General features: G+C 67.3%; 13 protein-coding genes. 4 read left to right on the forward strand and 9 right to left on the reverse strand.

Annotation, left to right across the window (positions count from 1 at the left end):
• The first annotated feature begins 165 nt into the window (after nt 1-165).
• Nucleotides 166-1,197, forward strand: coding sequence for a tryptophan--tRNA ligase (gene trpS / locus L1787_RS09545; protein WP_235708572.1), 1,032 nt, complete (start codon nt 166-168; stop codon nt 1,195-1,197).
• 2 nt (nt 1,198-1,199) lie between these two features.
• Nucleotides 1,200-1,790 (forward strand): hemerythrin domain-containing protein, encoded by a 591-nt coding sequence (locus L1787_RS09550; protein ID WP_235708573.1) that lies wholly within the window; start codon nt 1,200-1,202, stop codon nt 1,788-1,790.
• Nucleotides 1,791-1,832: 42 nt separating this feature from the next.
• Here the strand turns inward: L1787_RS09550 and L1787_RS09555 are convergent, their stop codons facing one another.
• The 3 genes from L1787_RS09555 to L1787_RS09565 are packed head-to-tail and all read right to left on the reverse strand — an operon-like array spanning nt 1,833 to nt 4,174.
• Nucleotides 1,833-2,393, reverse strand: a complete 561-nt coding sequence (locus L1787_RS09555; protein WP_235708574.1) for a Smr/MutS family protein — start codon at nt 2,391-2,393, stop codon at nt 1,833-1,835.
• A complete protein-coding gene (gene mltA / locus L1787_RS09560) occupies nt 2,390-3,433 on the reverse strand; it encodes a murein transglycosylase A (RefSeq protein ID WP_235708575.1) in 1,044 nt (347 codons plus the stop codon). Before mltA ends, L1787_RS09555 begins: the two co-directional genes overlap by 4 nt.
• Before the next feature lie 21 nt (nt 3,434-3,454).
• A complete protein-coding gene (locus tag L1787_RS09565) occupies nt 3,455-4,174 on the reverse strand; it encodes a Tim44/TimA family putative adaptor protein (RefSeq protein ID WP_235708576.1) in 720 nt (239 codons plus the stop codon).
• 212 nt (nt 4,175-4,386) lie between these two features.
• Here L1787_RS09565 and L1787_RS09570 point away from each other — a divergent pair, with 212 nt between their 5' ends.
• Both L1787_RS09570 and secB read left to right on the forward strand, forming a co-directional pair.
• Nucleotides 4,387-4,890 (forward strand): FxsA family protein, encoded by a 504-nt coding sequence (locus L1787_RS09570; protein ID WP_235708577.1) that lies wholly within the window; start codon nt 4,387-4,389, stop codon nt 4,888-4,890.
• 533 nt (nt 4,891-5,423) lie between these two features.
• Nucleotides 5,424-5,939 (forward strand): protein-export chaperone SecB, encoded by a 516-nt coding sequence (gene secB / locus L1787_RS09575; RefSeq protein WP_235708578.1) that lies wholly within the window; start codon nt 5,424-5,426, stop codon nt 5,937-5,939.
• Nucleotides 5,940-6,625: 686 nt separating this feature from the next.
• Here secB and L1787_RS09580 read toward each other — a convergent pair.
• The 6 genes from L1787_RS09580 to L1787_RS09605 form a co-directional block, all read right to left on the reverse strand.
• On the reverse strand, nt 6,626-6,961 hold the full coding sequence (locus tag L1787_RS09580) for an ArsR/SmtB family transcription factor (protein WP_235708579.1): 336 nt from the start codon (nt 6,959-6,961) through the stop codon (nt 6,626-6,628).
• Between the two features lie 202 nt (nt 6,962-7,163).
• Nucleotides 7,164-7,865 carry a BA14K family protein gene (locus tag L1787_RS09585; protein ID WP_235708580.1) on the reverse strand — a complete coding sequence of 234 codons (702 nt, stop codon included), beginning with the start codon at nt 7,863-7,865 and terminating at the stop codon, nt 7,164-7,166.
• Nucleotides 7,866-8,000: 135 nt separating this feature from the next.
• Nucleotides 8,001-10,427, reverse strand: a complete 2,427-nt coding sequence (gyrB, locus tag L1787_RS09590) for a DNA topoisomerase (ATP-hydrolyzing) subunit B (RefSeq protein WP_235708581.1) — start codon at nt 10,425-10,427, stop codon at nt 8,001-8,003.
• Between the two features lie 134 nt (nt 10,428-10,561).
• The gene (locus L1787_RS09595) at nt 10,562-12,169 is read right to left on the reverse strand and encodes an NTP transferase domain-containing protein (RefSeq protein ID WP_235708582.1); all 1,608 of its coding nucleotides are present in this window, start codon (nt 12,167-12,169) and stop codon (nt 10,562-10,564) included.
• Nucleotides 12,166-12,882, reverse strand: a complete 717-nt coding sequence (locus L1787_RS09600; RefSeq protein ID WP_235708583.1) for an XdhC family protein — start codon at nt 12,880-12,882, stop codon at nt 12,166-12,168. Before L1787_RS09600 ends, L1787_RS09595 begins: the two co-directional genes overlap by 4 nt.
• Nucleotides 12,879-13,226 (reverse strand): XdhC family protein, encoded by a 348-nt coding sequence (locus L1787_RS09605; RefSeq protein ID WP_235708584.1) that lies wholly within the window; start codon nt 13,224-13,226, stop codon nt 12,879-12,881. The genes L1787_RS09600 and L1787_RS09605 overlap by 4 nt, the downstream gene beginning before the upstream one ends.
• Nucleotides 13,227-13,305: the final 79 nt, after the last annotated feature.

The raw sequence follows: 13,305 nt of genomic DNA on the forward strand, positions 1-13,305 counted from the left end.
CCCGTCGCCATGACGGGCGCAATTCAAAAGGCGGCGGGGCAACCCGCCGCCTTTTTTCATACCGCGCCGCCGGACGCCGATATGGCCCGCCGCGCCACGGAAAGGTTGCCGTCTTCGCCCCCCGCGATATAAGACGCGCACATTCCCCCGAGCGATGAGCGTCCCGTGGCCTTCACCCCCCGCGTCTTCTCCGGCGTGCAGCCGACCGGCAGCCTCCATCTCGGCAACTATCTCGGCGCCATCCGGCGCTTCGTTGCCATGCAGGAGTCCTATCCGTGCCTCTATTGCGTGGTCGATCTCCACGCGATCACCGTGTGGCAGGACCCCGAGGAGCTCGCGAAGGCGACGCGGCACGTCACCGCCGCCTTCCTCGCCGCGGGGATCGACCCCGAGCGCAACATCGTCTTCAACCAGAGCCGCGTCTCGGCCCATGCCGAACTCGCCTGGATCTTCAATTGCGTCGCGCGGATGGGGTGGCTGAACCGCATGACGCAGTTCAAGGAAAAGGCCGGGAAGGACCGCGAAAACGCCTCGGTCGGCCTCTTCGCCTATCCGAGCCTCATGGCGGCCGACATCCTCGCCTACCAGGCGACGCACGTTCCGGTCGGCGAAGACCAGAAGCAGCACCTCGAGCTGACCCGCGACATCGCCCAGAAATTCAACTTCGATTATGGCGAGCGGCTCGCCGCGCTCGGCTATGAAGACGGACTCTTTCCGATGACCGAGCCCATCATCCAGGGCCCGGCGACGCGCGTGATGAGCCTGCGCGACGGCTCGAAGAAAATGTCGAAGTCCGACGTCTCCGACAATTCGCGCATCAACCTCACCGACGATGCCGACACGATCGCGCAGAAGGTCCGCAAGGCGAAGACGGACCCCGACGCCCTCCCCTCCGAGACCAAAGGCCTCGAAGGCCGCCCCGAGGCGGACAATCTGGTCGGCATCTACGCCGCCCTCGCCGAGACGACGAAGGCCGACGTCCTCGCCGAGTATGGCGGCGCGATGTTCTCCTCCTTCAAGCCCGCGCTCGCCGACCTCGCGGTGACCGTGCTCGCCCCGATCAACGACGAAATGCGCCGCCTCGTCGCCGACGAGGCGCATCTCGACGCGATCCTGCGCTCCGGCGCGGAGCGGGCGGCGACGATCGCCGACCCGATCCTCGCGGACGTCAAGCGCGTCGTCGGCTTCGTCGGGTAATCATGGCGCCGGGCGAGACGGATCCGTTCGACCTCTTCAAGCGGCGATCGCTGCCGGACGAGATCGCCGTGATGCGGGCCGCCCATCCACGCCCGACCTGGGCCACGCACGACAATCTCGGCGCGATGGCCGCCTTCTGGCTCGAGCGGCACGCCATGTTCCGTGAGCTCGGCGCCGCCGTCGCCAAAGGCACGCTCGACTTTCGCGAAGGGCGGATCGCGGCGGACCCGTATTTCCGCTGGTTCGCCCCGCGCATCAACATGTTCCTCAACGAGCTGCACGGGCATCACGCGATCGAGGATCAGCATTATTTCCCGGTCTTTCAGGCCGCGGATGCCCGCCTCGCCAAGGGCTTCGAGATTCTCGACGCCGACCACCACGTGATCGACGGGCTGATCCACGAGATCGCCGCCAACGGTCAGGGGCTTCAAAAGGCGCTTTATGGCGGAGGCGACGCGGCCCGCGCGGGGGACACGCTGGCGGGCGTTCTCGACCGCGCCCTCGTCGGCCTCGTGCGTCATCTCGACGATGAAGAGGATATCGTCATCCCGCTGATCCTGGAGCGCACGGAGGCGAAGCTCGGCGTCCGCTGACCGTTTCGGGGCGCGTCGCGCGTCCGCCCGGCTCGCCCCGCCTCAGCGACCGCCGCCGACCCTCAGCCGAACATAGAGCGCACCGTCGCCGCCGTGGGTCGGCCCGGCGGGACTGAAGCTCACCACGTGACGGGTAAGCGACTGGCGCGTCAGCCAGACCGGGACGCTGCGCCGCAGGATGCCGCGCCCCTCCCCGCCCTGCCCCTTGCCGGTGATGACGAGCACCACCCGGAGGCCGCGCCCGGAACACGAATCGATGAACCGGATCAGCGCCCGTTCGGCCTCCTCCTGCGTCATGCCGTGGAGATCGATCCGGGCGTCGATCGCAAGCGTGCCACGGGAGATCTTGCGCCGCGTCTTGCGGTCGATCTCGCCGGCGCTCGGCGGTTTGCGCTTGGTCTTGGCGCTCTTCGCCGGAAGGCTCGCCGGTGACGGGGGGGACGGCGCCGGCGCATGCGCCGCTTCGGATGGCGGCGCGGCGGCGGTGTCGGCCGCCGCCGCCTTTGCCTTCGGCTTTTCGGCATGCGGGCGAAGGGGCGAGACCGTTTGCGCGACCTTCTCCCAAAGGCTCTTCTCGCTCTCCCGGAGGGTGCGCTTCTTCATACCAGCGCCCGTCGCGGCACGATGAGGGTGAGGCGCGCCGCCGACTTCAACTCCCCGGCGATGGCGCCCGCCGCGTCCCCGCTCCCGATGAAGAGATCGCCGCGCGCCGGCCCCACGATCGCCGAGCCGGTGTCCTCGGCGATCGTGATGCCGTTGTGGGGGCCGCTGCGGGGCAATGTCGTCTCCACGAAGACGGGCGTGCCGAGGCCGATATGGGCGCGATCCACGGCAAGGCTGCGCATCGGGATGAGCGGCACACCGCCCCCCGCGATCGGCCCGGCCTCCGGCCCCATCGACGGCCGCTCGCGGAAGAAGACATAAGAGTGGTTGGCACCGAGGATTTCGGCGATGCGCTCGGGCGCGGCGGCGAGGGCGGCGCGGATCGTCTGCATCGTCGCGCCACCGTCCGGCAACAGGCCCCGGTCGATCATGACGCGGCCGATCGCCGTATAAGGATGGCCCGTCTTGCCGTGATAGCCGATCCGCGTCTCGCTTCCGTCGGGGAAGACCAGGCGGGCCGAGCCTTGGATCTGCGCGAAAAAGGCGTCGACCGGATCCGCGAAGAAGGCGAGCTCGAGGCCCATTCCGTCGAGTGCGCCGGCGGCGATCGCGCCGCGATCGGGGTACGGGACGAGGCGACCGTCGGCGAGACGGCGCGCGAAGGTGCCGTCTCCCGGAAGATCCGCGCGCGGCGGGGTGACCCGGACGAGGTCCGGCGGGCGGCGGTAAAGCGGTGTCTGGAAGGCGCCCTCGCGCACGCGCGAGGCACGGATCATCGGCTCATAATAACCGGTGAGGAAGCCGGGGGCTTCGATGCGGAGGGGAACGAACGTCTCCTCCACGAAGGCACGCGGCGCGCGGATGGGGCGCGCCAGCCGATCGGCGAGGAGGCCGAGCCACCGCGCCTGATGCGGCCGCTCGCGCACTGCGGGCGGCAGATGTCGGGCGAGGCCGTTGAGGAGAGCTTCAGCCTCGGCCGCGTCCCAGCCGGGAAGGTCGGCGAAGGCGACGGCGGTTCGCGCCGTGGCCGAGTCGTTCAAATGGAGCCCCGATCGCCGCACTCACGCCGATTCGGTCGCGACGAGCGCCCAATTCGGGTCGGGCGACGTCACGCGACGCTCGAAGGTCCACACATCCACCACGTCCACGACCTTGTTGGGGTCGCCGTCGACGAGTTCGCCGGCCTTGTCGTAGGTGGCGGTGATCATCTCGCTCTCGATGCGCACGGTGACGCGGACGGCGTCGCCCTTCAGCGAGGCGTCGCTGATCGCGATCTTCTCGATGCCGATCAGCGTCGTCGACATCGACTGTCCGCTCCGTTCGCGCTCCGTGATGGCGGCGTCGAAGCCGTCGAACACTTCGGGCGAGAGGAGGGGGCGCAGCGTGTCGCGGTCGCCGGTCGCGAAGGCCGTGACGACCATCTCGTAGGCCATCGAGGCGCCTTCGAGGAAGCGCTTCGGCTCGAAGCTCGGATCGGCGCTGATGATGTCGTGCAGCGCATCGTAGAGCGGCGTGCCCTTGGCGGCGACCGGCGTGATCCGCGCCTCGACGTCGGGCGGCGCGCCGCCGCCCGCGCTCTCGGCCGAGGGCTGGCGGGGGAGCGTCACGACATTGTCGCGGCTCGTCTCGCGTGATCGCTGCTCGCCGCTCTTCGCCGCATAGGGGTCGTAGGGCGGGCGCTCGTTCCCGGTGCGGCGACCCAACACGCTGCGCAAGCGCAGGAAGATCGCCACAGCGAGCGCCAGGATCATCAGATTGTAGATGTCGAAGAAGTCACTCATCCACGGGTACCTGTCAGCTCATTTCGGAGCGACTGCGTTTGGCGCGCCGGCCGTCGGACGCTTACACATCTCACATAAGACATAATGTGTACGCGTACAGGCCTATCGAGAGCCTGACCAGAGCGACCGTAACGAATCGATGTCACAGGGTCTATGGTCGACCGCTGAAATCGCCAGCCAATGTCCCATATTCAGCGTCACGAAACAAAGAGGTGAACCTGGTGCTGCGGCTCATATTGTTTGCGTTCCTGCTGATCATTCCGATCTCGGAGATCGCCGTTTTTCTTGTGGTCGGCGAGGCGATCGGCGTGCTTCCCACCATTGCATTGGTCGTGATCACGGCGGTGATCGGTGCGGCGCTGTTGAAGCAGCAAGGCTTACAGGCGTTCCAGCGGCTGCAGGACGATATTCGCGAGCGTCGCGTGCCGGCAGCGTCGATCGGTCACGCATTGACCGTGGCAATCGCGGGCGTGCTCCTGCTGACGCCCGGCTTCATTACCGACACGGTCGGCTTCCTCCTGTTCATCCCGGCGGTACGCACCTGGCTGTGGCGCTCGATCTCCTCGTCGGTGAAGGTCTATCGCGTGGATCCCGTGTCCGGCACCGCCGGTCCGACGGGGGGATACCGCGAAGGTCAGCGGACGATCGATCTCGACACGACGGACTACGGCCCCCGCGATTCCGACCCGGAAACGCCGTGGCGGCGGGACAGCTGAACCGCTCGAGGGCGATCCGAGTCTCTGGCGATGGGCGGAACCGGACGCGCGGCGGCGGCACGGCCTGCGCGTTCGGGCTCCCATCGATGCGGGTTCCGCCGCGTCGGTGAGCCGCGCGAGGCGCGAGGCGCCTCCGACCACGCTGTGCCCCCTGCGCTTTGTCCGACGCGGCGGGCGGCCTTGCGGAAGGTCGCCGAAGGTCGCCGAAGGTCGCCGAAGGTCGCCGAAGGTCGCCGAAGGTCGCCGAAGGTCGCCGAAGGTCGCCGAAGGTCGCCGAAGGTCGCCGAAAAGGCATCCCTTATCGGGTGATCGGCCGCAAGCGGGTCGCGGTGAATGGTCGGACGCCGTCGGGGTTTTCCGCACCGCCTCACCAGACAAGTTTCACATGCTCAGCCTTGGGCGCGGCCGTTGGGTCCGCATGGTGTCGTGACGTTGCGGCCACCAAACGACTTGGTTTGCTTGTTTGCGCGTATGGTGCGTGCTAGCGACCGGCACAACGTGCCCCACAACTTACCAACGAACGGATTTCGACTATGAGCGACAGCACGACGACGGAAAACACCGCAGCGGGCGAAGCCACGCAGCCGACCGTGCGCGTCCTTGCTCAGTACGTGAAAGATCTCTCCTTCGAGAACCCGCGTGCCCCGCTCTCCCTCCAGAACAAGGAAACGCCGGCCATCAATATCGGCGTGAACGTGTCTGCGAAGGCGCTGTCTCAGCAGGATTACGAGGTCACGCTGACGCTCGAGGCGAAGGCCGGCGAGGGCGACAATATCGGCTTTCAGATCGAGCTTCATTATGCCGGCATCATTCGCGTCGGCGGCATGAAGCCGGAGCATGTTCAGCCGTTCCTGTTGATCGAGGGGCCGCGCCTGCTGTTCCCGTTCGCGCGCCAGATCGTGGCGGATGCGGTGCGCAATGGCGGCTTCCCGCCGCTGATGATCGACCCGATCGATTTCGTCCAGCTCTATCGCCGCAACATGCAGCAGCAGGCCGAGCAGCAAAAACCCGCCGAGGCGAACCAGAACGACGCGCTCTTCGGGAATTGACCAGACGACGCTTCGGGTCCCGCCGCCGACCCGAAGCGCACGTCGCCCTCGAGGTCCGATCTCCCTCCGCTTTGACCGCAAGGCAGCGGGGGCACCTCATCCCACTCCACCCATGATGTGGATTGCGAACCACCGATCGACGGCGCGCCGACCATCATGCCCGCGACGCTCGCTCTCGCGCGCCGTCGGCCGCTTCGGCGGTTCCCGCCGTCTTCGCGTCTAGGCCGCGGCTCCTGTGGCAACAAATTGATATTCTGGAGTGCCCCCCTCGGAGAGGGGCGGCACCGCCTGATGGCCGGCCGTTCGGGGCATGTCGCTTCAGGCGCGGGGGGCGGTGCGGGTTGTAGCCCGGCGCGGCGGTGAGCCGCCACGTGATATGCGCCGGCTGAGGGGCTGTCGCGCCCCATGGGTAAGTACAGCAGCCTCACCTTTTTCGCGTCGTCCGTCGCCCGTCTCGGGACGCCCGTCGAGCGCGAACCTCGATCGTTTCGTCGCCCTCACCTCACCGTGCCGTGCCGTGCCGTGCCGTGCCGTGCCGTGCCGTGCCGTGCCGTGCCGTGCCGTGCCGTGCCGTGAAGAGGGTGGCGCACGACCTCGCACCGTGAGCCCACGATCGACTGGAGCGGGGACTTTTACCCGGTCGCGGGGTTTCCGGCCCCGCGGCGTCGCCTCGCGGGGCGTTGGGATCAGGCGTGAAGCGCCATTGGGCGCGCGTCCATCGCGCGCTTGGTGAAGGGCACCGTCTGCTCACCCAACCATTCGCTGACGACGTCCAGCGCTTCGGGGCGGACGCGGATCATCCGACGTTGGCGGTCGATCCGGCGTTCGACCAGGCCGGCGCTTTCGAGAACGCGGAGATGGCGGGAGATCGCGGGCGGGGTCACGCTGAAGGGGGCGGCAATCGCGCCGACCGGAAGCTCACCATCGCGAAGGAGGCGATTGACGATCGCGAATCGCGTCTCATCCGAGAGCGCCGCAAAGACGACCAATAGGTCGGCATGATGACCGGCGGTGCTAGACATGCAACTCATACCTCCCGTGGCGGTTGAATGACACACGTATTACGGGATTTACGGGTCATTTGCAACCAAAGAAAGCGCGTTTGGCGTTGGTTTCTCCTAGGTTGATTTTAAATTGTGTTCAGGTTATGGCGCTCGCAACTAGGCAAACAAAAAAGCCGGCCACGAGGCCGGCTTTTTCGCAGTATCCTGCTCAATCAGAGCATTAAGGCAGCCGGCACTGATGCCGCACGCCGTCATATCCGAGGTACGTCCCGTCGCTGGCGCGGAACGAGCGATACTTCATGCTACACTGGCGATACCAGTCGGAGCTGAACGGCGCGGGGTAATAGCCCCCCGGCTGCTCGACCACGACGGTGTTGTTCTGGTTCGCAATCGCCGCGCCGGCAATCGCACCCGCGGCGAGACCGATCGCGCCGGCGGCGAGCCAAGCACCATTGTCGTCGTAATAGTAGCCGTTATTGTAACGCCACCAGCGACCGTTGTGATAGACGCGATCCCGATACGCCTGGTTGCGATAGGCTTGGTTGCGGTTCACCTGACGCTGACGTTGAGCCTGGTTGCGGTTCACCTGCCCCTGGCGCCGTGCCTGGTTGCGGTTCGCCTCACGCTGGCGTTGCGCCTGGTTCCGGTTCGCCTGACGCTGGCGTTGCGCCTGGTTCCGATTCGCCTGCCGCTGCTGCGGGCGAATGACGTTGTTGTTCTGCGCAACCTGGACGAGGCCTTCGCTGGCTTCGGCGGAGGCGACGCGCTTCGCCTCATACCGAGCGGCGAGTTGCGGCGTGATGGTCAACGCCGTGGGTTGACCGGGTGTTGCGGCAGACGCGGGCAAGACCGGCATCGCAAACGCCATGGCTGCGGCAAGTCCCGCCCATGCGCCCACGCGTTGCATACGATGAATTGACATGGACATACCTCCTAGACTGACCGAGCCCTAAAAAACCCGAGTCGGCATTCGTAACGACTATATGAACGTACTAGACTGAACCTTGGTTGAATGCTTTCGTGGACTTGGAGGTAAATTTTTCGAGATCAAGGTCTCTTAGACGTCCAAATTTGCGACTTGGAGCGCATTTTCCTGAATGAACTCGCGCCGCGGATCCACCGCATCGCCCATGAGGCGGGTGAAGACGCCGTCGGCATCGTCCGCCTCTGAGATCCGCACCTGCAACAGGGTGCGGGCATTCGGATCGAGCGTCGTTTCCCAGAGCTGATCGGCGTTCATCTCGCCGAGCCCCTTATAGCGCTGGATCGTGAGACCGCGCCGGCCGGCGGCGAAGACATTCTCCGCGAGGGCGCGGGGCCCGTGCACCGTCACCGCCTTCTCCTTGCGCTTCAGCGTCGCCTCGCCGCTATAGGTCTCCGCGAGGTGCTTGGCGTAGGCTGCCAGGCGCTTGGCATCGGCCGACGATAGGAGCGCCGCGTCGACCGGGCTGAACTCCTTCACGCCGCGCACGGTGCGCTCAAAGGCGAGGCCACCGTCCTCGGTGACGGTTCCGGTCCACCCCTTCTCATACTCTTCGGCGATGGCATCGAGCCGCTCGGCGACGACCTGCGCCACCTTCGCCGCCGATTCCGGTCCCGCCAACACCTCGGGATCGAACGCGCCGGCGATCGCCGCCTGCTCGATCACGCTGCGGTCATAGCGGGAGTGGAGCCCGTCCAGGAGATCGGCGACAGCGCGCGCCTTCACCGTGACGTCCGCGAGATCCTGACCGATCAGGACCTCGCCGTTCGACAAAGTGAGCGACGTGTCTTCGAGGCCGGAACTGGTCAGATAGTCCTCGAGCGCCTCGTCATCGTGCAGATACTGCTCGGATTGGCCGCGGCGAACCTTGTAGAGCGGCGGCTGGGCGATGAAGAGATGGCCGCGCTCGATGAGATCCGGCATCTGGCGATAGAAGAAGGTGAGCAACAACGTGCGAATGTGGGCGCCGTCGACGTCCGCGTCCGTCATGATGATGATCTTGTGATAGCGCAGCTTCTCGGGATTGAACTCATCCTTGCCGATCCCGGTGCCGAGCGCGGTGATCAACGTCCCGATTTCGTTCGAGGAGAGCATCCGGTCGAACCGGGCGCGCTCGACATTGAGGATCTTACCGCGCAGCGGCAGAACCGCCTGATTGCCGCGATGGCGCCCCTGTTTGGCCGAGCCACCGGCCGAGTCGCCCTCGACGAGGAAGAGTTCGGCCTTCGACGGGTCGCGCTCCTGGCAATCGGCGAGCTTGCCGGGCAGCGAGGCGATGTCGAGCGCACCTTTGCGGCGCGTCAACTCGCGCGCGCGACGGGCCGCCTCGCGCGCCGAAGCCGCCTCGACGACCTTGGCGACGATGATGCGCGCTTCCTGGGGGTGTTCCTCGAGCCAGATCGACAGGCCCTGGTTGACGAGCCCCTCCACCACCGGGCGGACCTCGGAGGAGACGAGCTTGTCCTTCGTCTGGGAGGAAAATTTCGGATCCGGCACCTTCACCGAGAGAACGCAGGTGAGCCCCTCGCGGCAATCGTCGCCGGTGGGCGTCACCTTTTCCCTCTTGGTGGTGCCGTTCTGGTCGGCATAGGAGGTGATCTGACGCGTCAGAGCCGCGCGGAAGCCGGCGAGATGGGTGCCGCCATCGCGCTGCGGGATGTTGTTGGTGAAGCAGAGCACGTTCTCATGATACGTGTCGTTCCACCACATCGCGACTTCGACGGTGACACCCTCCCGCTCGTCCGAGAAGGTGATCGGCTTCGGAAAGAGCGACGATTTCGAGCGATCCATCCATTCGACGAAGGCCTGGAGGCCGCCGTCATAGATCATCGTCTCCTCGCGCGCCTCGACGCCGCGATTGTCGCGCAACGTGATGCGCACGCCGGAATTGAGGAAGGCGAGCTCGCGCAGGCGTTTTTCGAGGATGGCGAAATCGAAGGTGATGTCGGAGAAGGTCTGCGTCGACGGCATGAAGCGCACTTCGGTCCCCGTCTCGCCGTCGGCGGTGCCGATATCGGCGAGGGGTTCCTGGGCCACACCGTCCGCGAAACGGACGCGGTGCTTGCGGCCGGCGCGCCAGATCGTGAGATCGAGCTCGGACGAGAGCGCGTTCACCACCGAGACGCCGACGCCGTGCAGACCGCCGGAGACCTTGTATGAATTCTGGTCGAATTTACCGCCGGCATGAAGCTGCGTCATGATCACCTCGGCGGCGGAGATTCCCTCCTCCGGGTGAAGATCCGTCGGGATCCCGCGGCCATTGTCCTTCACCGTCACCGAGCCGTCGGCGTTCAGGATGACGGAGACGGTGTCGGCGTGACCGGCGAGGGCCTCGTCGATCGCATTGTCGACGACCTCGTACACCATGTGGTGGAGACCCGATCCGTCATCGGTGTCGCCAATGTACATACCGGGTCGCTTGCGGACCGCATCGAGGCCCTTGAGGACCTTAATGGAGCCTGCACCGTACTCTTCCACGAGGGGCTGGGGTTCGCCTTGCATCAGTGTCCGAATCGTTGCTGCGCCAGCATTTTAACGGGGTGGTCGGCGCTCTGCGAGAAGTTACACTCTATATATAGGGCTTTGCACGGTTTGGAAGGCGGGTCGATCGTCGCTCCACCAGTCTCGTCCGAGCGTTAGCCCGCGTCGCGCGCCCGCACGGCGGCGAGGGCGGTGGGCGTATCGGCGTCGAGCGAGGCGATATCCCCGATCTCGACGTCCACCACGCTGTCGGAATAGCGCGACAGAAGGGCCCGGCCGCCGGCGTCCCCTTCGGTCGCCCGAAGCTCGGGAAAAAGCCGGTTCGACCAGGCGACCGGATTGCCGCGCGACCCGTTCGCCGTCGCCATCGCGATCAGCGCCCCATTGCGGCCGAGGCCGGCGAGAACGCGGTCGATATCGCCGGCGCGGATCAACGGCATGTCGCCGAGAAGGATGATGGCGGAATCGCTCTCGGGCGGAAGCGCGCCGAGACCGGCCCTCAGCGAGGTGGAGAGGCCGTCCGGATAGTCCGCATTGTGGACGAACACCACATCGAGGCCGTCGAGCGCGGCGGCGACGCGCTCGGCCTCGTGGCCCGTGACGACCACCACCGGACCGGCACGGCTCGCGAGCGCCGCCTCGGCGACGCGACGAACCATCGCACGCCCGCCCACCTCTTCGAGGAGCTTGTTCACCGCCCCCATGCGGCTCGACCGGCCCGCGGCCAAGATGATCGCCGCCGGATGCTCCGCCTTGCCGTCTTCCATCGTCCCTCGCCTCGGTCGCGGCCGGACGGCGGTCTCCACCAGGAGGCCGCCGACGCCCATGCGCATGATGTCCTCCGGCGTCACGGTGAGGCCCGCGAGAAGCCGGTCGAGCACGAAATCGAAGCCGTTCACCTTCGGCGAGCGGGCGCAACCGGGTGCGCCGATCACGGGATGGCCGCCGATCTCACCCAGCACCAGGAGATTGCCGGGATCGACAGGCATCCCGACCTGGATGACCCGCCCACCCGCCGCCTCGATCGCTGCGGGAATGACATCGTGCGCGTCGACCACGGCGGAGGCCCCGAAGACCACCGAGAGCTCGGCCTTGGCGACCGCATCGCGCAAGGCCTCCGCAAGCGGCTCGACGGCATGCGGAACGCGCCGCTCGCTCGCGATCACGGCGCCCGGATCGGCGAGACGGCGGTCGAAGATCGACAGCGTCTTGTCGATGACGCTCTCCTTGAGGGAGGGCAGCGTCGTGGAGATCGCCGCGACGCGCCGGATCCGCCATGGCGCCACGTCTAGGATGCCGCCATTCAGCGAGCCGATGGCGGCCGCGACGCTCGTCTCGGGCGCGGCGAACGGAATGATCTTCACCGTTCCGACCATCTGCCCCTTGGTGACGCGCTGGAAGGCCGGCAGCGTCGCGAGGGTCAATGCCGGGTCGACCGCGTTGAAGGCGTCGACATCGGCGGCGCGCACCGCGACGAGGCCGTTATGGGCGGCGAAGAGATTGGCGCGGCCGGTGTCCGCCCGGTCGCGCGTGACGCCCGCGCCGGCGACCGCCTCGGCGAGGCGCCGCGCGGCGTCGTCCTCGTGGACGTCGTCGGGGTCGAGCCGGGCGACGACCGGATGGGCGATGCCGGCCGCGCGCAGGCTCTCGACGTCCGCCTGCGAGAGGCGGGTGCCCTTGCGGATCACACCGCTCTCGGTGCGCTGGGAATGCGCGAGGATCGCGCCCGCCGCCTCGGCGACGGGAACCGGGCCGAATTTCACGCCGCGGTCGCTTTTTCCGCGCGGACCGCGGGGGGCGGCGTCATACCCTTGCGCAGCGCCTCGATGATCTCGGCGAGCACGGCGACGGCGATCTCCGCCGGTGCGGCCGCGCCGATCGGAAGGCCGATCGGTGCGTGAATCCGCCCGATCGCCTCATCGTCGAAGCCCGCCTCCTTGAGGCGATCGACGCGCTTGGCGTGCGTTTTCCGACTGCCGAGCGCACCGACATAGAAGCAGCCCGCCTCGAGCGCGGCGATGATCGCCGGATCGTCGATCTTCGGATCGTGCGTCAGCGTCGCGACGGCGGTCTGATCGTCGAGCGCGAGGAGATCGGCGTCCGGCCACTCGGCCAGAAGGTTGAAGTCGCCGAAACGCTCGGGCGTCGCGAAGGCGGTGCGGGGATCGACGATCGTCACGTCGAAGCCGGCCGCGGTCGCCATCGGCGCGAGCGCCTGCGTCACGTGGACCGCGCCGATCACCGTGAGGCGCGGCGCGGGGCGGTGAATGCGAATGAAAACGTCGCCCGTGTCGGTCGTGACGCGGCCGGACTTGCCGGAGGCGAAGCGCGGACCGAGCTCCGCGGCGAGCGGATCGGACGCGGCGTCGGCAGCGGCGACGAGACGGCCGGGCGAGCCGTCGAGCGGCGTTACCACCGCGACCGTCCGCCGTTTGGCGCGGGCCTCGTTGAGGGCGGCGAGATCGGCGAGCTTCACGCGTCCGCCTCCCCGTCGAGCGGCTCGACATAGATGCGGATCGTCCCGCCGCAGGAAAGGCCGACCTCCCACGCCGTTTCGTCGGCGATGCCGAATTCGAGGAGCCTCGCCGGCGCACCGGCCGCGATATCCACAGCCTCCGCCACCACCGCACCCTCGACGCAGCCGCCCGAGACCGACCCCTCGAACGCCCCCTCGCCATCGATCACGAGATGGCTGCCGACCGGCCGCGGGGCCGAGCCCCAGGTGTCGACCACGGTCGCGAGCGCAACCTTGCGCCCTTCGGCGCGCCAACGCTCGGCCACGTCCAGCGGGTCTTCGCCCGCCATCGCCAAACCTGTCATCACCATCCTCCAACGGTCGCGTCCGCGCCGGCCGCACCGGCTCGGACGAGGGCAGCGGCGCATCCGAACCGGCGCGCCG

The organism is Acuticoccus kalidii, from assembly GCF_021556395.1.
Classification (GTDB): Bacteria; Pseudomonadota; Alphaproteobacteria; order Rhizobiales; family Amorphaceae; genus Acuticoccus; species Acuticoccus kalidii.

What these genes read in the sequence shown, in the direction of transcription:
- L1787_RS09550 (WP_235708573.1), top strand. Translation starts at nt 1,200, where the DNA reads ATGGCGCCGGGCGAGACGGATCCGTTCGACCTCTTCAAGCGGCGATCG.
- L1787_RS09580 (WP_235708579.1), bottom strand. Translation starts at nt 6,961, where the DNA reads ATGTCTAGCACCGCCGGTCATCATGCCGACCTATTGGTCGTCTTTGCG.
- L1787_RS09605 (WP_235708584.1), bottom strand. Translation starts at nt 13,226, where the DNA reads ATGACAGGTTTGGCGATGGCGGGCGAAGACCCGCTGGACGTGGCCGAG.
- secB (WP_235708578.1), top strand. Translation starts at nt 5,424, where the DNA reads ATGAGCGACAGCACGACGACGGAAAACACCGCAGCGGGCGAAGCCACG.
- L1787_RS09585 (WP_235708580.1), bottom strand. Translation starts at nt 7,865, where the DNA reads ATGTCAATTCATCGTATGCAACGCGTGGGCGCATGGGCGGGACTTGCC.
- gyrB (WP_235708581.1), bottom strand. Translation starts at nt 10,427, where the DNA reads ATGCAAGGCGAACCCCAGCCCCTCGTGGAAGAGTACGGTGCAGGCTCC.
- L1787_RS09565 (WP_235708576.1), bottom strand. Translation starts at nt 4,174, where the DNA reads ATGAGTGACTTCTTCGACATCTACAATCTGATGATCCTGGCGCTCGCT.
- L1787_RS09555 (WP_235708574.1), bottom strand. Translation starts at nt 2,393, where the DNA reads ATGAAGAAGCGCACCCTCCGGGAGAGCGAGAAGAGCCTTTGGGAGAAG.